Genomic DNA, 19,610 nt, shown 5'->3' on the forward strand with positions numbered 1-19,610 from the left:
ATCGTATTATGAGCGCACAAACCGTTCTTCCCATCGATCGTCAGTCCGTTGCGGAGCAGTCGCAAGCCAGGCGCGAGCCGGAATGGATGACTCATCTGCGCGTCGAGGCGCTGGAACTGGCTGAATCGTTGGAATTGCCCAAACTGGAAAAAACGAGAATCGACCGTTGGAATTTGCAATCCTTCGGTTCCTATAAATCGAATGAGCCGCTGAATTCGCTGGATCAACTGCCCCCGGCGGCCACTGCGCTGCTGCAGAACGAAGGCCAAGGAAAGCCGGATAACCTGCTCGTGCAGCGCAACTCCGGCGTCGTCTATCACAGCGTGTCCGAGCAGCTTAAGGCGCAGGGCGTTATTTTCACCAGCCTGCAGGATGCGCTGGAGCAGCACGGCGATCTGGTCAAAGCGTACTTTATGTCCGTTGTCGGCAAGGAGGAGAACCGGCTGACGGCGCTTCATGCGGCGCTTTGGAGCGGCGGCGTCTTTCTGTACGTTCCCCAAAACGTGCAGGTTGAAGTCCCCGTTCAGGCGCTGTTCTTAACGGACGATGCGGAGGCGAGCTTCTCGCCGCACGTGCTCATCGTCGCCGAACAGCATTCTTCGGTCACTTATGTCGACAACTATTTGTCGGAAGGAAACCTCGGCGGACTCGTGCAGAACGGCGTCGTGGAAGTCGTCGTGAAGCCGGGGGCCAAAGTGACCTTCGCTTCGGTGCATCACTTAAACGACAGCGTGACCGATCTGACTTACCGCCGGGCGCTTGTCGAGAATGACGGCTCGATCGAATGGATCGTCGGCGAAATGAACAGCGGCAACGCGATGGCCGATACGACGTCGCTGCTGAAAGGCAGCGGCTCGCAGTCGGACGCCAAAGTGATTTGCGTCGGGACGAACGACCAGAAGCTGAACATTACGACGCGCGCCGTTCATTTTGGCAAAAGCTCGGAAAGCGGCATGATTACCCGCGCTGTCATGCGCGACGAGGCGACGGCTATTGTCAACGGCGTGACCAAAATCGAGAAGGGAGCCACGAAGGCAAACGGCGAGCAGACCGAGAAGGTGCTGATGCTCAGCCCGAAAGCGCGCGGCGATGCCAACCCGATTCTGCTCATCGACGAGGACGATGTGAAGGCCGGGCACGCTGCCAGCGTGGGCCAGGTGAATCCGGAGCAGGTATATTACCTGATGTCGCGCGGCATTTCCCGAGCGGAAGCGGAGCGTCTGATCATATACGGCTTCCTCGATCCGGTCGTCGCGGAAATTCCGCTCGAGCTGGTGCAGAACCAGCTGCGCTCCATCGTAGAAAGGAAACTGGGACAATGAACGCGGCGGACCTTCGGAAGCAGTTCCCCATTTTGCAGCAGGAAGTGAACGGCCATCCGCTCGTTTATCTGGATTCGGCCGCCACTTCCCAGAAGCCGGCTTCCGTCATCGAGGCGGTCAAGGCGTACTACGAGCATGACAATGCCAATGTTCACCGCGGCGTGCACACGCTCGGCTCGCGGGCTACGGACGCTTACGAGAACGCCCGCGAGAAGGTTCGCCGTTTCCTGAACGCCAGATCGACGGAAGAAATTATTTTCACCCGCGGAACCACCTCGGCGCTTAATCTGGTCGCCTCCAGCTACGGCCGCGCGGTGTGCGGCGAGGGCGACGAGATCGTCATTACGCCGATGGAGCACCACAGCAATCTCATTCCATGGCAGCAGGTCGCGAAGGCGACCGGCGCCGTGCTCAAATATATTCCGCTTCAGCCGGACGGTTCCATTCGTCTGGAGGACGTGGAGTCTGTCGTGACAGACCGGACGAAAATCGTCTCGGTCGTCTACGTTTCCAATGTACTCGGCGTGATCAACCCGGTGAAGGAAATCGCCGCCATCGCTCACCGCCACGGCGCGGTCATGGTGGTGGACGGCGCCCAGAGCACGCCGCATCTGAAGGTCGATATGCAGGAACTGGACTGCGATTTCTATGCGTTCTCGGGGCATAAGATGTGCGCACCGACGGGCATCGGGGCTCTGTACGGCAAGAAAGAGCTGCTGGAGCGGATGGAGCCGATCGAGTTCGGCGGCGAAATGATCGATCATGTCGATTTGTACGAATCGACGTGGAAGGACCTCCCCTGGAAGTTTGAGGGCGGCACGCCGATCATCGCCGGGGCGATCGGACTCGGTGCAGCGATCGATTTCCTGGAGAGCATCGGCATGGAGGAGATCGACCGCCACGAGAAGCAGCTTACAGCTTATGCGATGGACCGGATGAAGGAAATTCCGGGGCTCGTCATTTATGGTCCGCAGAGCGGACGTGTGGGCACGATCACCTTCAACCTGGACGACGTCCATCCGCATGATGTGGCGACAGCGCTTGACGCCTACGGCGTGGCGGTGCGGGCCGGACATCATTGCTGCCAGCCGCTGATGCGGTGGCTGAATGTGACGGCGACGGCACGGGCAAGCTTGTACCTGTACAACACCGAAGAAGACGTAGACCGGCTTGTGGCGGCACTTCTCAAAGCAAAGGAGTTCTTCGGCCATGCAATTGGATGATTTGTATCGCAGAGTCATTATGGATCATTATAAAAACCCGCGGAACCGCGGAACGTTCGAAGACGAAGCGGTCAGCATCGACCTGAACAATCCGACGTGCGGCGACAAGATTCAGCTGCAGATGCAGGTGGAGGACGGCAAGGTGGCCGCGGCGAAGTTCCTCGGGGAAGGCTGCTCGATCAGCCTTTCCTCCGCTTCCATGATGACCGAGGCTGTCAAAGGCAAGACGCTGCAAGAGGCGCTGGAGCTGGCGGAGAAGTTTTCCGGCCTGATGAAAGGCGAGGCGGTCGAGTTCGAATACGAGGATATTGAAGCTTTGTCCGGCGTGAACAAATTCCCGGCGCGCATCAAGTGCGCAACGCTGGCCTGGAATGCGCTGCGCAAAGGCATCGAGCAGTCGCAGAAGCATTAAAGCATAAGGAGGTAGGCAAGCATGGCTAAAAAAATGCCTGAATTGGAAGATTATAAATACGGGTTTCGCGACGAGCACCAAGCGGTCTTCCGTTCCGGAAAAGGCTTAAGCCGCGAGATCGTCACGGAAATTTCCAGAATGAAGGGCGAGCCGGAATGGATGCTGGAATTCCGCCTGAAATCGCTGGAGCAATTCTACAAGATGGCGATTCCGCGTTGGGGCGGCAATCTGGACGATCTGGACTTCGACGATATTCAATATTACGTCAAGCCGTCCGAGAAGCAGGGCAAAACGTGGGAGGAAGTGCCGGCTGAAATCAAGGAAACGTTCGACAAGCTGGGCATTCCGGAAGCCGAGCAAAAATTTCTTGCCGGCGTATCCGCGCAGTACGAATCCGAGGTCGTATACCACAGCATGCAGAAGGATCTCGAGGAGCAGGGCGTTATTTTCATGGACACCGACACGGCGCTCCGCGAGCATCCAGAAATTTTCAAGGAGCACTTCGGCACGGTCGTACCGATCAGCGATAACAAGTTCGCCGCGCTGAACAGCGCCGTATGGTCCGGCGGCAGCTTCATTTATGTGCCGAAGGGCGTGAAGGTGGAAATTCCGCTGCAGGCATATTTCCGGATCAATTCGGAGAACATGGGCCAATTCGAGCGGACGCTGATCATCGCCGACGAAGGCAGCTTCGTGCACTATGTCGAAGGCTGTACAGCTCCGATCTACAGCACGAACTCGCTGCACAGCGCCGTGGTGGAGATTATCGTCAAGAAGGATGCCCGCGTCCGCTATACGACGATTCAGAACTGGGCGCCGAACATTTACAACCTCGTTACGAAGCGCGCGGTTGCCGAAGAGAATGCGACGATGGAGTGGGTCGACGGCAACATCGGTTCCAAGCTGACGATGAAATATCCGGCAGTCGTGCTCAAAGGCCGCGGCGCAAAAGGCATGGTGCTGTCCATCGCCGTCGCCGGCAAAGGCCAGCATCAGGATGCCGGCGCCAAGATGATTCACCTGGCTCCGGAAACGACCTCCACGATCGTCTCCAAATCGATCAGCAAGCACGGCGGCAAGGTCACTTACCGCGGCCTGGCCTCGTTCGGACGCAATTCCGAAGGCTCCAAGGCCAACATTAAGTGCGATACGCTGATTATGGATAACGAGTCGACGTCGGATACGATTCCGTACAACGAGATCATGAACGATAACATTACGCTCGAGCATGAGGCGACGGTGTCCAAAGTATCCGAGGATCAGCTGTTCTATCTGATGAGCCGCGGCTTGACCGAAGCCGAGGCGACCCAGATGATCGTCATGGGCTTCATCGAGCCGTTTACGAAAGAGCTGCCGATGGAATACGCCGTCGAGATGAATCGACTCATTAAATTTGAAATGGAAGGCAGTATTGGGTAAAACTGGATATACGAAGTTTTTGAGAGGGAAGGATCGCGTTTGCCTGTCATACGGCCAGTTATTTAACATAGCTGGAGTAGCGGGCAAGCGCGTCCTTTTTGTTATCGTTACAGAAAGTTTGATCCCACTCGCCCCCGGCAGTGGAGCGATACAGGCGCCCGAAAAGCATCCTGGGCCAGGTACGAGACGGGTGCCGCGGGAAGAGACGCCTATGACGAACGAATCTTTCGCCACCCGTCGTCACCCTGCGGTATTGAAATTTTGGTCGGCAGACTGCCGCTGAGTTTTCAAGAGAGACGCCTGCGACGAGCGATTCCTCGTCATCGGTCGTCACCTGCGGTGCCCGAAAATTCAGCTTGTAGATAAAGCTGATTTGACCCCCATGCGGCTTGCGCAGCACCATCAGAAGATGAAAATGTGCCGCGGGTCTGGGGCTATTTTCAAAGAGAGAGCAAATGTTGTATTTTGTACAACAAAAGCGGGGCAATCAAGCCTATTTACGGCTCAATGTTGCACTTTGTACAACATTTAGGGCGATTTTCTCGGGTTTGAAGCCAATCACCTCCAAATTGTTGTACAAAATGCAATATTCCCCTTTCTCTTGTGCAAAGCAGGCGGAAAATGTTGCATTTTTTGCAGGATTTGTCGTCTCATGTGCCCGGGCAGGGCCCGCTCACGCGGAATTCGCACGCTCACGCGGAATCCGAACGCTAAGCTGACACTAACGCGGAGTTCGCACGCTTCATGCGGAGTTCGGGGGCAGCCTGTTGAATATTCCCGTTGCGGCAAAGTATAAAATTGCACAATAAAACCTCATACCGAAGGCAAGGTTTTTCTCAACGTCTTAGTGTGACTCCTGCCGTTTTCGCTTGGAACGAATGAACTCCTTGAACCGCTCGATTTCCTGCAGCTCCTCTTCCGTCCAATCTTCTCCGTCGTGGTGAGCGGCGACGGTGCCAATCGCATGGTGATCCATTTCATCGGTTCCGTGAAGAAGAAATTGGGTGGACACATTCAGGATCTTTCCGATTTGGATCAATTTGTCCGTCGGCGGGATGCTTTTATCCCTCTCATAGCTGGAAATATTCGCTTCGGTCATCCCCAATCGCTCGGCTAACTGCCACTGTGTCATCCCTTTAGCGGTACGCGACTGCCTAATGCGCTGACCTAATGTTGACAAGGAAAGCCCCTCCGCATCATTGAGTTTATGATAAAAGGTATTGCTCAAATTATATTTGAGTGCTATAGTATTAGACAACAAGGAGGCGAAACAAATTATGGCAAAAAGCATGGCAGCAAGGCGCGAGCTTGGCTTCAAGTTCTACGCAAATTCCGAGAGCTGAAGAATTCGAGGTTTGTTGGCGCCCGGAGCTCAAATTAAATTTTATAATCAGCTGAAATTATAACCTTTAATTTGAGTTGTCGCAACATTATTTTTGCAATTGTTATCTAAACCTGTCTTTAACTAAAATTATATTTGAGTTTCTGTCATGCAAAAAGAAGCTGAAAGGGAGAGTGGGTCAAATGGCCATGACGATGCAGAAGCTGCGGCGAGGGACTTTCCTGCACGTGGAATCCGAACTGTATGCCTATCACGAAACCCGTAAAGAAATGATGCGAATCAGAGATGAAATCATGTACGGAAGAACGTCGAATGATGAAAACTTTGGCGGCGGTCGGAGCAATGTGCCGGGCGATCCGACGGGACGAACCGCAGTGCTGCTGGCTACGGATAAACGTTTGAACCAGCTTCAGCTCATCGTCGATGCAATCGAATCGGTCTACGAGCAGCTTCCCCCGGAAAAGCAAAAGCTGATTCAAACCCGCTATTGGGCGCGGACGAGGATGTTGAATTGGGAGGGAATAGCTGTGGAGTGCAACGTGAGCCGGATTACGGCGATACGGTGGCGGGATCGGATTGTAGAGGCCATCGCCGAAAAGCTGGGCTGGAGATAATGATACGAACATGATACTTTTCGCCTCTGAATCTGATGTAAATTGGTATTGTACCACACTGGGGATGCGGGGCGGCGAGGATTACATGGTCCCAAGCTCCCGTTGGTGCTTCATCATCAAAGAGAAGGCACTCCGCTGCGGCGAGGGTGCTTTTTCTATCCGAAGAGGGAGGTGATTCCATTCCATGCAGGTCACGATTAACGGGGTGCGTCACGCGGTCCATGAAGCGCTTCGCGAGACATTTCCGCTCATACCGGTATTTAGCGAGGAGATCGAGCAGACTCACGATCCGCCGTACTTTGTGGTGCGTCTTCTGGAGCCCGTTCATACCCGGGAGCTTGGCCGCCGGTACCGGCGCGACCATCCGTTCGTTGTGCGCTATTTCAGTGCGGAGCGGTCCAGTGAGGATATGTACAGCGTCGCGGAGCAATTAACGTCAGCGTTAAAGTGGATCACGATCGGCGGGAGTCCATGGCCCGGACAAGGCATGAGCTTTCAAATTACAGACGCAGCCCTGCAATTCATGGTGACGTACCGTCTGCTCGTCTGGGAGCAGCAGCCTGATGAACCCAAAATGCAGCATCTCAAACAGGAGGGAAACGCGAATGAGCAAAAAAGCAGAACAAGCGGTTGAAAAGTCCGCTCTTAAAGCAGAGCCGGCTTACACGAAGGAGCAGTTTTTGAGCTCCAAGCGATTTACGGCGATCCAGCGAGACGTGCTGGCCGCTGTGTTGGAGGATGGCAAGACCTATACGAACTTCCAGGCCAAACAGGCGCTGGAAGCGTACCTGAGAAAGGAGCTGACCTAAGATGGCAGGAGGAACATGGACGGCGCAAAACAAGGTGCGCCCAGGAGTATATATCCACTTCAAATCCCGGCCGCAGCCGCTTGGTTCGCTGGGCGAGCGCGGCGTGGCAGCGTACCCGGCTCCATTGCCATGGGGCAATCCGGCAGAAGTGATCGTGCTGGAAGCGGCGGAGTATATGGACAACTCGTTGGAGCTGATCGGCTTCCGCCCGACGGACCCGCGCATCCGGCACATCACCGCTGCTATCAACCATGCCAAGACCGTTCTGCTGTACCGGCTCGGCGGTTCCGGCGCTGTGAAGGCGACGGCGACGATCGAGCCGTTGACGGCAACGGCCAAATGGGGCGGAACGCGGGGCAACGATCTGATGGTCGTCGTCCAAGCCAATATCGACGATGCGGAGCGGATGGATGTGATCACGCTGCTGGACGGCGAAGAAGTGGATCGTCAGACCGTCGCTGCCGTCGAAGAACTGCTGCCCAACGCCTGGATCGAGTGGTCCGGTACGGGCGCTCCGGCGGCCACAGCTGGCATCCGTCTGGCGGGCGGTGCCGACGGCACGGCCAGCGGCGCTGATTTCTCGGCGGCGCTCTCGGCCTTCGAGGGGTATTCGTTTAACGTGCTTGGCGTTCCTTTGACCGATTCGACGAGCAAGCAGCTTGCCGCCGCTTATGTGCGCAGGCAGCGCGAGGACGAAGGGAAGAAGGTGCAAGCAGTGCTTGTGAACTACCCTTCGGCAGATTATGAGGGGATTATCAGCCTGCGCAACGGCATCGTTACATCGGACGGTTTGCAAGTGCCCCCGGAATATCTGCTGTGGGAAATCGCCGCTATGGAGGCTGCGGCGAATGTCAACGAATCGCTGACGTACCGGGCGATCCCGAATGCCGTTGACGCTTATCCGCGTCTGACCAATAGCGAAACGATCGCTGCGCTGCAAAACGGCGAGCTGGTGATCACAGCCGTTAACGGGTCTGCGGTCATTGAGCAGGATATCAACACGCTCACCAGCTTCACAGCGGATCGTGGCCGAGCCTTCAGCAAAAACCGCGTCGTTCGGGTGCTGGACTCGATCGCAAGCGATGTGAAGCGCATCTTCGACATGTTCTATATCGGCAAGGTGAGCAATAATCCGGACGGCCGGGCGCTGCTGGAAGCGGAGATCGTCTCTTACCTGCTGAGCCTGCAGGGACAGGGAGCGATCCAGAATTTTGACAGTCAAACGGATATTTCCGTTCGGCAGGGGGCCGACGTCGAGTCTGTGCTGATTGAGCTAACGATTCAGCCGGTAGATAGCATTGAGAAGATTTATATGACTGTGGAGGTGGTCTAACATGGCATTTTTCAGAGAGACGGATGCCATCAGCGGCAAAATGGCCAAAGCTTACGCCACGATCAATGGCCAGGTTGAAGAATTGTTTTATGCGAAAAGTCTGGAGGCCACGATCGAGAAGAACAAAGTGGACGTTCCGGTGCTTGGGAAAACGAACACGCCGCAAAGATCGGCCGGCTGGTCCGGTACAGGCACGATGACGATCTATTACGTAACGTCCTTATTCCGGCAGCTGATGAGACAGTACGTCCAGACCGGTCAAGATTTCTGGTTCGACCTTATGGTTGTCAATGAGCAGCCTGGCAGCTCCACGGGCCGTCAGACCACCATGCTGAAAGGCTGCAATCTGGACAGCGTCATCGCGGCGCGGTTCGATGCGACTTCCGACGATATGCTGGAAGAGGAAATGCCGTTTACTTTCAACGATTACGACATTAAAGACCAATTTAACCCGCCTGTTGGTTCCTGATCCGGCGCATGAATATTCATTTTGGAGGGATTACGATATGAGCACACTGCAGCAATTTTTGAATGCGAACCCTATCGACAATTTGACAGAAGAAGTGATTGTTTCTCCCCGCTTCAAGGATGCGGAGGGGAATGTCCTCAAATTCAAAGTCAAAGCCATGAACAGCCGCGAGTTCGAAGAAATTCGCAAAGCGGCTACCGTTATTCGCAAAGGACGAAAGGTTGAGTTCGACAGTCAAGTGTTCAACCTCAAGATCGTTGTGAATCATACGCTCAACCCGAATTTCAAAGACGCCGAAAGTTTGCAAATGCTCGGCGTCACCACGCCGGACGAATACGTGCAGCGCGTGCTGCTGGCCGGCGAGATCGCCACGCTGGCGAACAAAATCACCGAGCTTAGCGGCTTCGACGTGGAGATGGAGGATCTGGTCGAAGAAGCAAAAAACTAATCAAAGAGGGCGATGCCGACGCGAATTACGCGTACTACGCCCTCCACAAATTTCACAAATGGCCTAGCGAATATTTGGCTCTTTCCCGCGAGGAAAGAGCCTTCGTTATGGCTGCCATCGATATGCGCATACAAGCCGAGAAGAAAGCCGCTGCAAAATCGCCAAGAAGGAAATAGACGAAATCACGACGAGGAAGGGGGGAGGAGAAGTGTGCAGCGTTAAAGCATTTCTCAAAATGGGAGATTATTTCAGCAATATCGTCAAAAAAGGCGCAGCCGCCGCCTTGACAATAGCCCGTCTTCAGCAGATAGCGATGCGCCGAGTGATTATGAATATCAAAGTTAAGCTTGACGATTCCAAGGCCATGCGCCTTGTGCGAGAGTTCAAGGACAAGATCTCGCGGGAGATTGCGGTTATCTCTGTTTTGGCAGGGAAGCTTGGTATCGGCAAAATCCCGGATCCCGGCGGTATCAAGGCTCCTGCTGCCCCCAAAACTCGCGATCTTGCGGGTAAGGGGGCTTCGGTTGCTGCCAAATTCGGCGATCGCGCCGATAAACTAAATAAGTCCGCAGATAAGCCGAAGAAGACGAGCGACAAATGTTGTCAATGCTGTCAATGCTGTCAATGCGGCGAAAAGGGCAAGGACGGTGCTAACGACAAGCAAGATCCGTCCAAAAAATGGAAATCCATCGCAGACGCTGCGTCAAAGCTGTTCGATAAAATGGCCAGTGTGGTTACATCTGCGATTAACGGTGCAGCCGAACTGCAAACGATCCAGGGCAATTTGCAGGCACAGCTAGGTCTGGACACGACTCAAGCGGAAGCGGCGCTGGAGGGCGTCAAGGCGGTATATCAGGCAGGCTGGGGCGAGTCGCTGTCGGGCGTAGGGGCCGACTTTGCCACGGTCAAGCAAAATATTCAAGGGTTATCCGACGATGCGGCATCGGCTTACCTGAAATCGGCGTATGCCGTTGAACGTATCTCGAACGGCAAAACCAATATCGGCGAGTTATCCAGAGCAACGCGGACCATGATGGCCAGCTTTGACGGAATGGATCAGACCCGGGCGCTCGATCTGATCGCGACCGGCTTCCAACGCGGCGGCAACTATGCGAACGATTTGATGGGCACCATTAATCAGTATGGGGCGCATTTTGCCGGCTTGGGGATGTCGGCCGAGCAGATGTTAGCGACATTGATCGCCGGCAGCGAGCAGGGAGCATGGAGCTTGGATAAAGTGGGCGGGGCCGTCAAGGAAAGCTTCTCCCGGATGAAAGATTCGAAGGCCAGCTCTGCCGCTTTTGCCGCGCTTGGCCTCGATGCGAAGTATATGGCCGAGCAGATCGCATCCGGCGGCGAAGCGGCCAATCAGGCATATCAAGCGACCTTGCTTGCCCTGAGCCAAGTTGACAACGCGCAGAAACGAAACCAAATTGGCGCTGAATTGTTTGGCTTGCAATGGAAAGACATCGGGGAAGCCGTTGTTATTGCGATGCAGGAGGGACAAAAGGGCCTCGAAGGCTTCGAAGGAGCGGTCACTCGAGCCGGGGCAGCCGTTGAATCAACATTCGCTTTCCAGATGGAGCAGCTTAAGCGAAATTTCTCTGTCGCTTTTAAAGAGAGCGGTCAAGCAGCTCTTGCGTCCCTAACCCCCTTATTAATACAGCTTAACGATGCGTTCCAATCGGGAAAATTCCAGCCGTTCTTCGATTCATTCTCTTCGGGTCTAGCCTATGTGGCGCAGTTAATCATGTTTCTCGGTGAACAAGCGCTTTGGTTAGCGGATGTAATCATGAGCAACTGGTCTTGGATCGGGCCGATTATTTGGGGGGTTGTCGCAGCTGTAGCTGCTTTGACAACTGCTATTAACATAGCAAAGATGGCTCAAGCCGCATTTAATCTGGTTATGAACATGAACCCGTTCGTTTTGATCGCTTCACTTATAATCGGAGTTATTGTCGCCTTAGTCTCTCTATGGAAATCGAACGATCAATTTAGGGTAGGAGTCATAAAGATTTGGTATTCCATACTCAATTTCTTTGATAGGTTACCGGCGTACTTCTGGAAATTAGTTGAATTGCTTACGACACCCTTCGAATGGTGGGCGAAAACCATCGGGAAAATCATTGAAGGTCCCCTAAACGGATTCATCAAGGTTATAAATGGGGTGATCTGGGTGATCAATAAAGTGGATGGAACAAATTATGCTTCTGTCCCGGAGTTCAGTTTTGAAAACATGGCCAAAGGCATAAAAGAATATGCCCGAACTAAACAAGATGAAGCCTATGCGAATGCCGCAGTCAATGCAGAAGAACGGGAAAAGAAACTGCAAGAAATGATGGCGGAAGACAATCAGGCACTCGAAGAGGCGGAGAAGGCTGCGCAGGAAAAGCCTCCGGGAGCGGAAGAGTTTATCCCACCAACATTCGATGGTTCCAAATATGCTGCCGGATACGGCGCCAACTATCCTACCCTTGAGGGGAACTCCTGCGGATGTGGCGGGGCCGGTCCTGACATCGACCGCATGGACAAATTCGGCGGGGCGGGGAGCAGCGATACCGTCGAAATAGCCAGCGAAGACCTGAGGATGATGCGGGAGCTTGCGGAGATGAAGAACATCCAGAACTTTGTTACGCTGACGCCGCAGCTGTCGTTTGGCGATACGTATATCAGGCAGGAGGGGCGATCGATCGAAGAAATTCAGGCCGAGTTGGCGGTGGCTCTGGAAAGCGAACTCGAGATTACGGCAAGCAGCGTGTTGAAGTAAGGAGGGGATTGCTATGTTCTATGAAATATGGCTGTCCTGGAACAATAAAGAAGAGGAGTTTCAACTGCCGATCAACCCAAGCAGTATCAAGATCAGTCAAGGCAGCAACAGCACAACCTATGACTTGGTCGACTTGGGGGAGATTAACGTCATCAAATCGCCCAAGCTTCTGACGTACTCGTTCGACAGCATATTTCCGGCCCGCCAAGATTACCCTTTTGCCAACGCTCAAATTTTATCGGGGATCTCGTCTGATGGAGTTTTTTACAACCCATATGTGTACTACCTGACAAAATGGATGAGGACGAAACGTCCGATTCGGTTTATGATGTTCGGCGGCCGTTACACGATCAACACTCCCGCAAGCATCGAATCGTTTGAATGGAAGGAATCGGCCGGAAGCGGCGGCGATATCGAGTACAGCTTATCCCTGAAGCAGTACGTTTTTTATACTGCCCAGCGTGTCTCATTGCTCGAAACGGCAGCCGGTACAGGCTATTCCGTCGCAGAGCCCGATCGGCCAGACGATCGGCAGACGCCGACCACTTATACGATGGTGGCCGGAGACAACCTGTGGAAGATCGCGCAGACAAAATTGGGCGATGGCAGCCGGTGGAAGGAAATCCAGCAGCTGAACGGTATCAGCGACGCTGAAATAAGAAGGCTGCCTGTCGGAAAGGTGCTGAAGCTGCCGACATGATGGAGATCATGATTGACGACAAACAGGGCGGAATATGGGATGTCAGCCGGATCGCCAGCGATGTCGTCTGGAAGACATCCCGGATCGGCAAGCCGGGAAGCCTGGAATTTACGCTAATTAAGGGCGGACTTTACGAGGACCGCTCTTTTTCGTATCGCAATGGCGATATCGTTCGGGTGCGGGCAGATGGCCGCAACGTCTTTTATGGGTACATTTTCAATATTGACGGAGGACGCAATGAGGCGGTCAAAATCACCGCCTATGACCAATTGCGGTATCTTATGAACACCGAGACCTATCATTTTGTGGGCGTTACCGCGGCGGATGTTATTCGGCGCATTGCAGCAGACTTCGGCCTTCAGCTTGGGCGCATCGATGAGCCGTCATATGTGATTCCGAAAATGTCCGAGGACGGACAGAAGCTGATGGACATCATCGATAAAGCACTGGCTTTAACGCTTGTCAATAGCGGCCAAAATTTTGTGTTATACGATGATTTCGGCTTATTGTCGCTGCGGTTGGTGGACGATCTGCTGGTCGATTTTATCGTCGGTGACGGCAGCTTGATGACCAATTATACCTATAAGCAGTCTATCGACAGTGACACGTACAATCAGTTCAAGCTGGTCCGCGACGACAAGGAGAGCGATCGAATCTTGTTTGCCAAAAGCAATGCCAACATAGTCCGCTGGGGCGTGCTGCAATATTACGAAAAGGTCAATGAACAATTGAATGACGCTCAGATGAAACAACGGCTGTATACGCTGGCGGCACTCAAAAATCGCGAGATGCGGTCGCTGAATATCGAGGCGATCGGCGACCTGCGAATTCGCGCAGGCAGTTATGTCCGAATTGTCATTCAGGAGTACGGCATCGATCAGCCGTTCCTGGTTGACCACTGTACGCACCGGCTCGGTGACGATCCTACAATGTCGTTGGAATTGAAGGTGATTTAATGAGTATGGAGCGGCTACTAAATGCCATCAAGCGGGCGGGGGCCGATGCGGTAGCGGCGTCTAATCCCGTCAACTTGCTTTTTGGAGACGTCAAGAGCAGCGACCCGCTGACCGTAATGGTTGATCAACGGTTCACGCTTACCGCCGATTTTCTCATCGTGCCGGAATCGCTGACCCATTACGAAGTGCCGCTGCGGCACGTACACTCGTATACGGACGATAGCGGCACCGGATCGGCAGCGAAAACGACAGAGCCCGCGCTGCCCGAGGAACCGATCGTCATTCGCCGCGGGCTTAAGGCCGGCGATAAGGTCGCGCTATTGCGAATGCAGGGAGGCCAGCAGTATTACATTCTCGATCGGGTGGTGGTTGCCGAATGATCCCGCAAGGAGGCACGATCAATAACGCGCTTATGGAGCGGCGTCAACGGCCTTCGCTGACATGGGCTCTCGATTTTGGCCGCGGCCGGGTCGCGGGGCGCATCGACGGGATCGCCGCGGTGAAGCAGGCTGTGCACAAGACGCTTCAGACGGATCGGTTTTGGCACGACATATACAGCGCCAATTACGGTCACGAGTTGCGTACGCTGCTCGGCAAAAGCCCATTGTATGTGCAGGCAGAGGCGTCCCGGATGGTCAGCGAGGCGCTGCTGCAGGATGATCGGATTCAGTCCGTGGAGGGGCTGTCCGTCCGTTATGTTGGCGAGCAGCTGACGGTCCAGTTTACGGTTGTAACGGAACAGGGCCAGTTCGAAGAGGAGGTGACCATCGGTGTATGAGCACATGACATATGCTTTTATTTTGCAGCGAATGCTTTCCCGGGTGCCGGATACTTTGGATAAAAGAGAGGGCAGCGTGATCTATGACGCGCTGGCGCCGGCGGCGGCGGAGCTGGCTCAAATGTATATTGAACTGGATATCAACTACAATCTCTCTTTTGCAGATACGGCCAGCGGCGAATATCTCAGCCGGAAAACGGCCGAATTTGGCGTTAATCGCCTCGCGGCGACACCTTCAGAGCGCAAAGGGGTGTTTTATAACTCGGCGAATGCCCTTATGGACGTGCCGCTGGGCGGTCGATATGCGATCGGCGAGCTCACCTTTGTTGCCAAGGAGCGCATCAGCGTCGGGACTTATAAGATGACTTGCGAGACGCCGGGCACGGCCGGCAACGAACCGTTCGGCACGCTGCTGCCGATCGATTACGTTCCCGGCTTGGCCAGAGCGGTGCTGGCTGAGGTGCTGGTGCCGGGCGAAGACGAGGAATCGGACGAAGCGCTCAGACGGCGGTTTTACGCTGCCGTCAACGAGCCGGCATTTGGCGGCAATGTCGCGGACTACAAGCAGCGGATCAACGCCATCCCGGGCGTAGGGGCCACGAAGGTATATCCCGTCTGGCAAGGCGGCGGTACCGTCAAATGCACGATTATCGCCTCGGACTGGACGCCGCCATCGCCAACGTTGGTAGACGAAGTACAGACGATCATCGATCCGACGGTTAACGGCGGTCAAGGGTTCGGGCTGGCGCCAATCGATCATAAGGTGACGATTGCCGGGGTAACCGGGCGGACGATCCATATTGAGACGACGCTGACGCTTGCGGCTGATGCGACCCCTGCTCAAGTTCAAGCCGATGTGGAGGCAGTCATCTCGTCGTATTTGCTGGAGCTTCGCAAAGACTGGGCGCATCAGCAGCAGCTCATTGTCCGGGCGGCCCAGATCGATGCGCGTATTCTTACCGTAACCGGTGTGGAGGACGTAGCCGGCACCACCATCAACGGCTCGGCGGCTAACTTGACGCTCGAAGCGGATGAAATACCGGAGCCGGGGACGGTGACGCTCCATGGCTGACGATCGGATCCTGATACACTTGCCTGAGTTTTACCGAGACATCGAAGATTTTGTGGAGCTGGCCGAAACCGAGACTGCCGAGTTGAACGTGGCGCAGGGGGCAATCGATCAGCTTTTTGACGATCAGTTTGTCGGGACATCAGGACTTCAGGCGATCAAGCGGCGCGAGCAGATGCTGGGCATCCAGGCCGATCCAACGACGGAGACGCTTGCCTTCCGGCGACGCCGCATCCTGAATCGGTACCAGACCAAGCCGCCGTTTACGGTCCGTTATCTGCAGCGTCAGCTCGACATGCTGGTTGGCGAAGGAATGACGATCGTTTCCGTCGATTCGGCCAATCGGCTGCTGATCGTCACCGCAAATATTGACAATGCCAATGTGTTCAAAGAGCTTTCGTACACGATCGAGACGATCAAGCCGGCAAACATGGCCTATCAACAGAACACGTCGCTTGAAAGCATGATCGGCCTCGAGGAGCATATCGCCGCGAAATCGATGACGTGGACTTATAAACTGGACGGCTCCTGGAAACTCGGGGAGAAGCCGTTTGTCACATACGGACCGGAGGTGCCTATTCGATGATTGCTTCAGAATTGCTGCATGACATGGCTGAATACCTGGATAGCCGTGTCGCCAAAGTAGTGATCAATGGTGATTACGAGATCACACATTTCGAGGTAAAGACGGTTAACGATAACGTTCTGGCGCTCAATTACATCGTTCCGGTTGATGAGGTGTCCTTGATTACGTTAGTCGAGCTCAAAGATGCGGCGGATAACGTGCTGAGCAGCAACGCTGTCAATGTGCCGATTACGTCAGACCATTTGATGCTGCAAACGATTGAGGTTAAGGAGGTGACGGCCTGATGGCTAAGACAGATTGGACGATGAATGATACGGTAATGCCTGAGGATATGAACGAGCTTGGAGCAGAAGTAAACGCAAAGGTCAATCATTCGTTAGCTGACGCCACTTATTATGTCAATGCATCCACTGGCAGCGACACGAATGATGGACTCAGCGCGGAAAAGGCGCTGAAAACAATAGGCGCGGCGATTGCGAAAGTGCCTCAGGTAATTAACCATATTGTAAATATCATTGTGGCGGACGGTTTGTATGACGAGGATATCTTCATTGACGGTTATGTTGGCAGGGGGCATCTATATCTAAGGGGAGATATAACAACACCGGATAATGTATCAATCCGTTCCCTGTCGGTCCATCAATGTACAGGGTATGTGGATGTTGCTGGGTTTACCATAACGGGGCTTAATGTGAATAATAAGCATGTCATTGTAGATAGGTGTAAGTCTGTCGATTTGCATAATTTGAAAACAACCGTAGCATTGTTCCAAAACTATGCGGTTGAACTGTTATGGTCCACTGTAGCGATTTCGGCAAGCGAAATATCGAATAAGCTGGAGGCAATCCGTGCCAGGCAAGGAGCGGTGGTTTATGTCTATGACTGCGTAGGGACTGGAAATGATTTTGCTTATGTGGCTTCCGGCGGTGCAAGAATCTCACCAGTGGGAACACGTATTGGAGCCAAGACCATGTATAACGTCGACTTTGGCGGGGTAGTCGCGGAAGCTATCCCTGGAGCGACAACGGGAGTCATGAATCTGTATGTTTCCCCTAACGGGAATGATGTGAATAATGGAACTAGTGGGGCACCGTTGAAAACCATCCAAGCAGCGATAAACCGTATTCCCCCTATTGTCAATCATACCGTCATTATTAACGTGGCACCGGGTACCTATAACGAAATTGTCAAGGTCGCGGGTTTTCAAGGACAGGGGATAATTCACCTGTACGCGGGGAATGCGATTAGCATGAATTATAGCGTATCCGCTGTCGCTGTGGACTTTTGTTCGTGTCAAGTCGTCGTTCGTGGGTTCAACGGAACGGCGACAGATCGGGCACCCTTTAGCGCCAATAATTCGTTTGACACCAAGTTTGAAAAATGTTCTGTCACCGCCGCGAGCACGTATCATTCCGGTTATCATGTGATCAATAACGGCATGGTGACCATTATTAATTGCAAGGTCACTAACCGTGTATACGGGGCATTTCTCAACGGAGCTGCTCAAATTATGTCGATAGAATGGGATGATAATTCGACCGGGAATACAATAGGACTCGTTGCACAGTATGGCGTCATTACCAAGCAAGGGGTACAACCACGTGGAACAACGTCCGAAACTACGGGGTTTGGGGGAATGATACGATGATTGCTATATTGCATAGTAATGGACTCATTGCCGGGTTTATAAACGAGGTAACCAACATTGATGGAGATACTATCCATGCCCTGCAGGGAGGAGCGCGTGGCGTAGGGCATGACGTTATTGTTGTGGAAGGCTGGACCTACGGCGAGGAGGTTATTTCTCCGGTTTACGAGGAACGGCCAATCATTCGATATGAAGACCGCGACGGCCAGATCGTTCCTGTCGAAACAACGGAGCAAATCATGGTGACACCTGAACAGCGCGTCTCGTACATCACGGACGGAACGGCGACATACAAGGTTGGGGATGCTTTCGCCCCCGGTCAATTTACGGATGTTCGCGATCTTCTGCCCGAATCCCCCGAACAGAAAATCGCACGCCTTGAGGCCGAGCTTGCCGCTGCGAAGGAAGAGAGCCTGACCGCATTTACGGCCATTGCCGATCTGTACGAAATGGTGCTCAAGGGAGGCGGTGGGCCGGTATGAGCCAAAGCATCGTTCAAATTTACGTCCGTTTGGTTCGCGAAGGAGTTCGAGAAATCGACTCTGTTCCGGAGTCCATCCGAAATGAAGTCACTGCAGAGTTGGCCAAATATGAAGGAGTCGCGCAGACACATTAATAAGTGCATTGAGGGCCATCAAGAGCTTCGGGCAAAATTTAAAGGGATTTTTCTGAAGCGTTCTCTCCGCCAGGAATGTATCCTTCTCGGGGAGGCGAAGTCAAAGGAGAGCAGCATAGAACGAGAACGGAGCTGTTCCTTTAACTTCGTTTCCCGGAAGGGAAGTGCAATCCTTCCTGGGAACTAAACCCTCCACGTCATTTTGTTAATTTTCACTCACAAGCTATCCCATTCCCATCTCTATCCAATTTTTTGCTGTATCCGGGGTCGCCTTTGCGGAGCGGGGCGACGCCGGCCTTGCGAGCCTCTGTGCAATTGGCGTACACCGGTTCCGTTTTTTGCGGACTTTCGGACGGTTCCGGTTCTTTTGCTTGTTCGATTGGATAGTTCCCGAATTTGATTTCGGGCTTTTCAACAACAAACAAAACCTTCGTCCCGTCCGGGTACGGGGCCAATTGATTGCCGACCCAGCTGCCGGCGCCGCGGTTGTCGCTTGCGTCTATGTACGCCACGCTCGCTCCGGCTCCGCCTTCTTCGCACATGGCCATCGGCCACTCATCCCGATCGTAGCCGTTCTTCGTCTCGATGCCTGCCAACGACTTTTTGCGGTTTTCTTCGGCTCCTTTGCGGTCGATCGTACAGACAGCCGATGCCCCTTGTTCAATGGCTCCATAGATATGCAGAGCCGTCTCGGGATATTTGTCGGATGGAAAAACAAGCTCAATATCATAGTCCTGGCTTGTCTTGCTCGTCGCCGGCTGTTCTAATGAAGAGCAGCCGCTAATGATGAAGATAACCGCAAATATCCATTTCCAAAATTTCATAAGCTCATGAGTTCCCCCCCTTGGTACAATATAACATATTTCGACAGCAAAAATCGCCAATTGCCCCGAATCTGGTCGACTTTTGTATAGATGCAGTTGAGGTGCGGTACATCGCTAAAATGGCTGGCGACTAATGTACATTCGTAAAAGCAAGCGCCATCCGTATCCGCCGCGGCTTCATGGCGTTGTCTTTGGCCGCTCATCCTTGAAAGGATAGCGGCAGACGTTTTTTTCGCGGAATGCTCCACAACGTCGACGGATGTGTTACCATAGAA

The 19,610-nt window shown here is 53.7% G+C and carries 23 protein-coding genes and 1 pseudogene; 21 read left to right on the plus strand and 3 right to left on the minus strand.

Going from position 1 to position 19,610, the window contains the following annotated elements; genetic code table 11:
• Nucleotides 1–8: 8 nt before the first annotated feature.
• Genes sufD through sufB form a run of 4 tightly spaced genes read left to right on the plus strand, consistent with a single transcriptional unit; the run spans nucleotide 9 to nucleotide 4,376 of the window.
• On the plus strand, nucleotides 9–1,322 hold the full coding sequence (sufD, locus tag F591_RS0112910) for a Fe-S cluster assembly protein SufD (protein ID WP_019535026.1): 1,314 nt from the start codon (nucleotides 9–11) through the stop codon (nucleotides 1,320–1,322).
• Nucleotides 1,319–2,545: a cysteine desulfurase gene (locus F591_RS0112915; protein ID WP_019535027.1), complete on the plus strand. Its 1,227-nt coding sequence runs from the start codon at nucleotides 1,319–1,321 to the stop codon at nucleotides 2,543–2,545. Before sufD ends, F591_RS0112915 begins: the two co-directional genes overlap by 4 nt.
• The gene (gene sufU, locus F591_RS0112920) at nucleotides 2,532–2,957 is read left to right on the plus strand and encodes a Fe-S cluster assembly sulfur transfer protein SufU (protein ID WP_019535028.1); all 426 of its coding nucleotides are present in this window, start codon (nucleotides 2,532–2,534) and stop codon (nucleotides 2,955–2,957) included. The genes F591_RS0112915 and sufU overlap by 14 nt, the downstream gene beginning before the upstream one ends.
• Before the next feature lie 21 nt (nucleotides 2,958–2,978).
• Nucleotides 2,979–4,376, plus strand: coding sequence for a Fe-S cluster assembly protein SufB (gene sufB, locus F591_RS0112925; protein ID WP_019535029.1), 1,398 nt, complete (start codon nucleotides 2,979–2,981; stop codon nucleotides 4,374–4,376).
• 844 nt (nucleotides 4,377–5,220) lie between these two features.
• Here sufB and F591_RS30370 read toward each other — a convergent pair.
• Nucleotides 5,221–5,694: a helix-turn-helix domain-containing protein gene (locus F591_RS30370; protein ID WP_156829546.1), complete on the minus strand. Its 474-nt coding sequence runs from the start codon at nucleotides 5,692–5,694 to the stop codon at nucleotides 5,221–5,223.
• A gap of 206 nt (nucleotides 5,695–5,900) precedes the next feature.
• Here F591_RS30370 and F591_RS0112935 point away from each other — a divergent pair, with 206 nt between their 5' ends.
• The 17 genes from F591_RS0112935 (at nucleotide 5,901) to F591_RS33275 (ending at nucleotide 18,511) form a co-directional block, all read left to right on the plus strand.
• Nucleotides 5,901–6,332, plus strand: a complete 432-nt coding sequence (locus tag F591_RS0112935) for a hypothetical protein (protein ID WP_019535031.1) — start codon at nucleotides 5,901–5,903, stop codon at nucleotides 6,330–6,332.
• Nucleotides 6,333–6,516: 184 nt separating this feature from the next.
• Nucleotides 6,517–6,966 (plus strand): phage tail terminator family protein, encoded by a 450-nt coding sequence (locus F591_RS0112940; protein ID WP_019535032.1) that lies wholly within the window; start codon nucleotides 6,517–6,519, stop codon nucleotides 6,964–6,966.
• Nucleotides 6,938–7,141: a hypothetical protein gene (locus F591_RS0112945; RefSeq protein ID WP_019535033.1), complete on the plus strand. Its 204-nt coding sequence runs from the start codon at nucleotides 6,938–6,940 to the stop codon at nucleotides 7,139–7,141. Before F591_RS0112940 ends, F591_RS0112945 begins: the two co-directional genes overlap by 29 nt.
• Nucleotide 7,142: 1 nt before the next feature.
• A complete protein-coding gene (locus F591_RS0112950) occupies nucleotides 7,143–8,474 on the plus strand; it encodes a phage tail sheath family protein (RefSeq protein ID WP_019535034.1) in 1,332 nt (443 codons plus the stop codon).
• A 1-nt stretch (nucleotide 8,475) separates the two neighbouring features.
• Entirely contained in the window at nucleotides 8,476–8,943 is a 468-nt protein-coding gene (locus F591_RS0112955) for a phage tail tube protein (RefSeq protein WP_019535035.1), read from the plus strand.
• 37 nt (nucleotides 8,944–8,980) lie between these two features.
• On the plus strand, nucleotides 8,981–9,391 hold the full coding sequence (locus tag F591_RS0112960) for a phage tail assembly chaperone (RefSeq protein WP_019535036.1): 411 nt from the start codon (nucleotides 8,981–8,983) through the stop codon (nucleotides 9,389–9,391).
• 208 nt (nucleotides 9,392–9,599) lie between these two features.
• Nucleotides 9,600–12,158 (plus strand): phage tail tape measure protein, encoded by a 2,559-nt coding sequence (locus tag F591_RS0112965; RefSeq protein ID WP_019535037.1) that lies wholly within the window; start codon nucleotides 9,600–9,602, stop codon nucleotides 12,156–12,158.
• 13 nt (nucleotides 12,159–12,171) lie between these two features.
• Complete coding sequence (locus tag F591_RS0112970) at nucleotides 12,172–12,858, plus strand: LysM peptidoglycan-binding domain-containing protein (protein WP_019535038.1); 687 nt, start codon at nucleotides 12,172–12,174, stop codon at nucleotides 12,856–12,858.
• Entirely contained in the window at nucleotides 12,855–13,814 is a 960-nt protein-coding gene (locus tag F591_RS31985; RefSeq protein ID WP_019535039.1) for an XkdQ/YqbQ family protein, read from the plus strand. The genes F591_RS0112970 and F591_RS31985 overlap by 4 nt, the downstream gene beginning before the upstream one ends.
• 5 nt (nucleotides 13,815–13,819) lie before the next feature.
• Nucleotides 13,820–14,194, plus strand: coding sequence for a DUF2577 domain-containing protein (locus tag F591_RS0112980; protein WP_019535040.1), 375 nt, complete (start codon nucleotides 13,820–13,822; stop codon nucleotides 14,192–14,194).
• Nucleotides 14,191–14,592 (plus strand): DUF2634 domain-containing protein, encoded by a 402-nt coding sequence (locus F591_RS0112985; RefSeq protein ID WP_019535041.1) that lies wholly within the window; start codon nucleotides 14,191–14,193, stop codon nucleotides 14,590–14,592. The genes F591_RS0112980 and F591_RS0112985 overlap by 4 nt, the downstream gene beginning before the upstream one ends.
• Nucleotides 14,585–15,664, plus strand: a complete 1,080-nt coding sequence (locus F591_RS0112990; protein WP_019535042.1) for a baseplate J/gp47 family protein — start codon at nucleotides 14,585–14,587, stop codon at nucleotides 15,662–15,664. Before F591_RS0112985 ends, F591_RS0112990 begins: the two co-directional genes overlap by 8 nt.
• Nucleotides 15,657–16,247 (plus strand): putative phage tail protein, encoded by a 591-nt coding sequence (locus F591_RS0112995; protein ID WP_019535043.1) that lies wholly within the window; start codon nucleotides 15,657–15,659, stop codon nucleotides 16,245–16,247. The genes F591_RS0112990 and F591_RS0112995 overlap by 8 nt, the downstream gene beginning before the upstream one ends.
• The gene (locus tag F591_RS0113000) at nucleotides 16,244–16,531 is read left to right on the plus strand and encodes a hypothetical protein (protein ID WP_019535044.1); all 288 of its coding nucleotides are present in this window, start codon (nucleotides 16,244–16,246) and stop codon (nucleotides 16,529–16,531) included. Before F591_RS0112995 ends, F591_RS0113000 begins: the two co-directional genes overlap by 4 nt.
• Entirely contained in the window at nucleotides 16,531–17,895 is a 1,365-nt protein-coding gene (locus F591_RS0113005; protein WP_019535045.1) for a DUF1565 domain-containing protein, read from the plus strand. Before F591_RS0113000 ends, F591_RS0113005 begins: the two co-directional genes overlap by 1 nt.
• Nucleotides 17,892–18,377 carry a hypothetical protein gene (locus tag F591_RS0113010; protein ID WP_019535046.1) on the plus strand — a complete coding sequence of 162 codons (486 nt, stop codon included), beginning with the start codon at nucleotides 17,892–17,894 and terminating at the stop codon, nucleotides 18,375–18,377. Before F591_RS0113005 ends, F591_RS0113010 begins: the two co-directional genes overlap by 4 nt.
• Nucleotides 18,374–18,511 (plus strand): CD1375 family protein, encoded by a 138-nt coding sequence (locus tag F591_RS33275; protein ID WP_281166696.1) that lies wholly within the window; start codon nucleotides 18,374–18,376, stop codon nucleotides 18,509–18,511. Before F591_RS0113010 ends, F591_RS33275 begins: the two co-directional genes overlap by 4 nt.
• Nucleotides 18,512–18,723: 212 nt before the next feature.
• Here the strand turns inward: F591_RS33275 and F591_RS32825 are convergent, their stop codons facing one another.
• Both F591_RS32825 and F591_RS0113020 read right to left on the minus strand, forming a co-directional pair.
• Nucleotides 18,724–18,837: an excalibur calcium-binding domain-containing protein gene (locus tag F591_RS32825; protein ID WP_245581035.1), complete on the minus strand. Its 114-nt coding sequence runs from the start codon at nucleotides 18,835–18,837 to the stop codon at nucleotides 18,724–18,726.
• A gap of 84 nt (nucleotides 18,838–18,921) precedes the next feature.
• Nucleotides 18,922–19,335 (minus strand): annotated as a pseudogene (locus F591_RS0113020) (NucA/NucB deoxyribonuclease domain-containing protein); the annotation flags it as partial.
• Nucleotides 19,336–19,610: the final 275 nt, after the last annotated feature.

The sequence above is a fragment of the Paenibacillus ginsengihumi DSM 21568 genome, from assembly GCF_000380965.1.
In the GTDB taxonomy this organism is placed as follows: domain Bacteria; phylum Bacillota; class Bacilli; order Paenibacillales; family NBRC-103111; genus Paenibacillus_G; species Paenibacillus_G ginsengihumi.

Excerpts from the sequence above, each read along its gene's own strand:
- sufD (WP_019535026.1), top strand. The coding sequence starts at position 9 with ATGAGCGCACAAACCGTTCTTCCCATCGATCGTCAGTCCGTTGCGGAG.
- F591_RS0112915 (WP_019535027.1), top strand. The coding sequence starts at position 1,319 with ATGAACGCGGCGGACCTTCGGAAGCAGTTCCCCATTTTGCAGCAGGAA.
- sufU (WP_019535028.1), top strand. The coding sequence starts at position 2,532 with ATGCAATTGGATGATTTGTATCGCAGAGTCATTATGGATCATTATAAA.
- sufB (WP_019535029.1), top strand. The coding sequence starts at position 2,979 with ATGGCTAAAAAAATGCCTGAATTGGAAGATTATAAATACGGGTTTCGC.
- F591_RS0112935 (WP_019535031.1), top strand. The coding sequence starts at position 5,901 with ATGGCCATGACGATGCAGAAGCTGCGGCGAGGGACTTTCCTGCACGTG.
- F591_RS0112940 (WP_019535032.1), top strand. The coding sequence starts at position 6,517 with ATGCAGGTCACGATTAACGGGGTGCGTCACGCGGTCCATGAAGCGCTT.
- F591_RS0112945 (WP_019535033.1), top strand. The coding sequence starts at position 6,938 with ATGAGCAAAAAAGCAGAACAAGCGGTTGAAAAGTCCGCTCTTAAAGCA.
- F591_RS0112950 (WP_019535034.1), top strand. The coding sequence starts at position 7,143 with ATGGCAGGAGGAACATGGACGGCGCAAAACAAGGTGCGCCCAGGAGTA.
- F591_RS0112955 (WP_019535035.1), top strand. The coding sequence starts at position 8,476 with ATGGCATTTTTCAGAGAGACGGATGCCATCAGCGGCAAAATGGCCAAA.
- F591_RS0112960 (WP_019535036.1), top strand. The coding sequence starts at position 8,981 with ATGAGCACACTGCAGCAATTTTTGAATGCGAACCCTATCGACAATTTG.
- F591_RS0112970 (WP_019535038.1), top strand. The coding sequence starts at position 12,172 with ATGTTCTATGAAATATGGCTGTCCTGGAACAATAAAGAAGAGGAGTTT.
- F591_RS31985 (WP_019535039.1), top strand. The coding sequence starts at position 12,855 with ATGATGGAGATCATGATTGACGACAAACAGGGCGGAATATGGGATGTC.
- F591_RS0112980 (WP_019535040.1), top strand. The coding sequence starts at position 13,820 with ATGGAGCGGCTACTAAATGCCATCAAGCGGGCGGGGGCCGATGCGGTA.
- F591_RS0112985 (WP_019535041.1), top strand. The coding sequence starts at position 14,191 with ATGATCCCGCAAGGAGGCACGATCAATAACGCGCTTATGGAGCGGCGT.
- F591_RS0112995 (WP_019535043.1), top strand. The coding sequence starts at position 15,657 with ATGGCTGACGATCGGATCCTGATACACTTGCCTGAGTTTTACCGAGAC.
- F591_RS0113000 (WP_019535044.1), top strand. The coding sequence starts at position 16,244 with ATGATTGCTTCAGAATTGCTGCATGACATGGCTGAATACCTGGATAGC.
- F591_RS0113005 (WP_019535045.1), top strand. The coding sequence starts at position 16,531 with ATGGCTAAGACAGATTGGACGATGAATGATACGGTAATGCCTGAGGAT.
- F591_RS0113010 (WP_019535046.1), top strand. The coding sequence starts at position 17,892 with ATGATTGCTATATTGCATAGTAATGGACTCATTGCCGGGTTTATAAAC.
- F591_RS33275 (WP_281166696.1), top strand. The coding sequence starts at position 18,374 with ATGAGCCAAAGCATCGTTCAAATTTACGTCCGTTTGGTTCGCGAAGGA.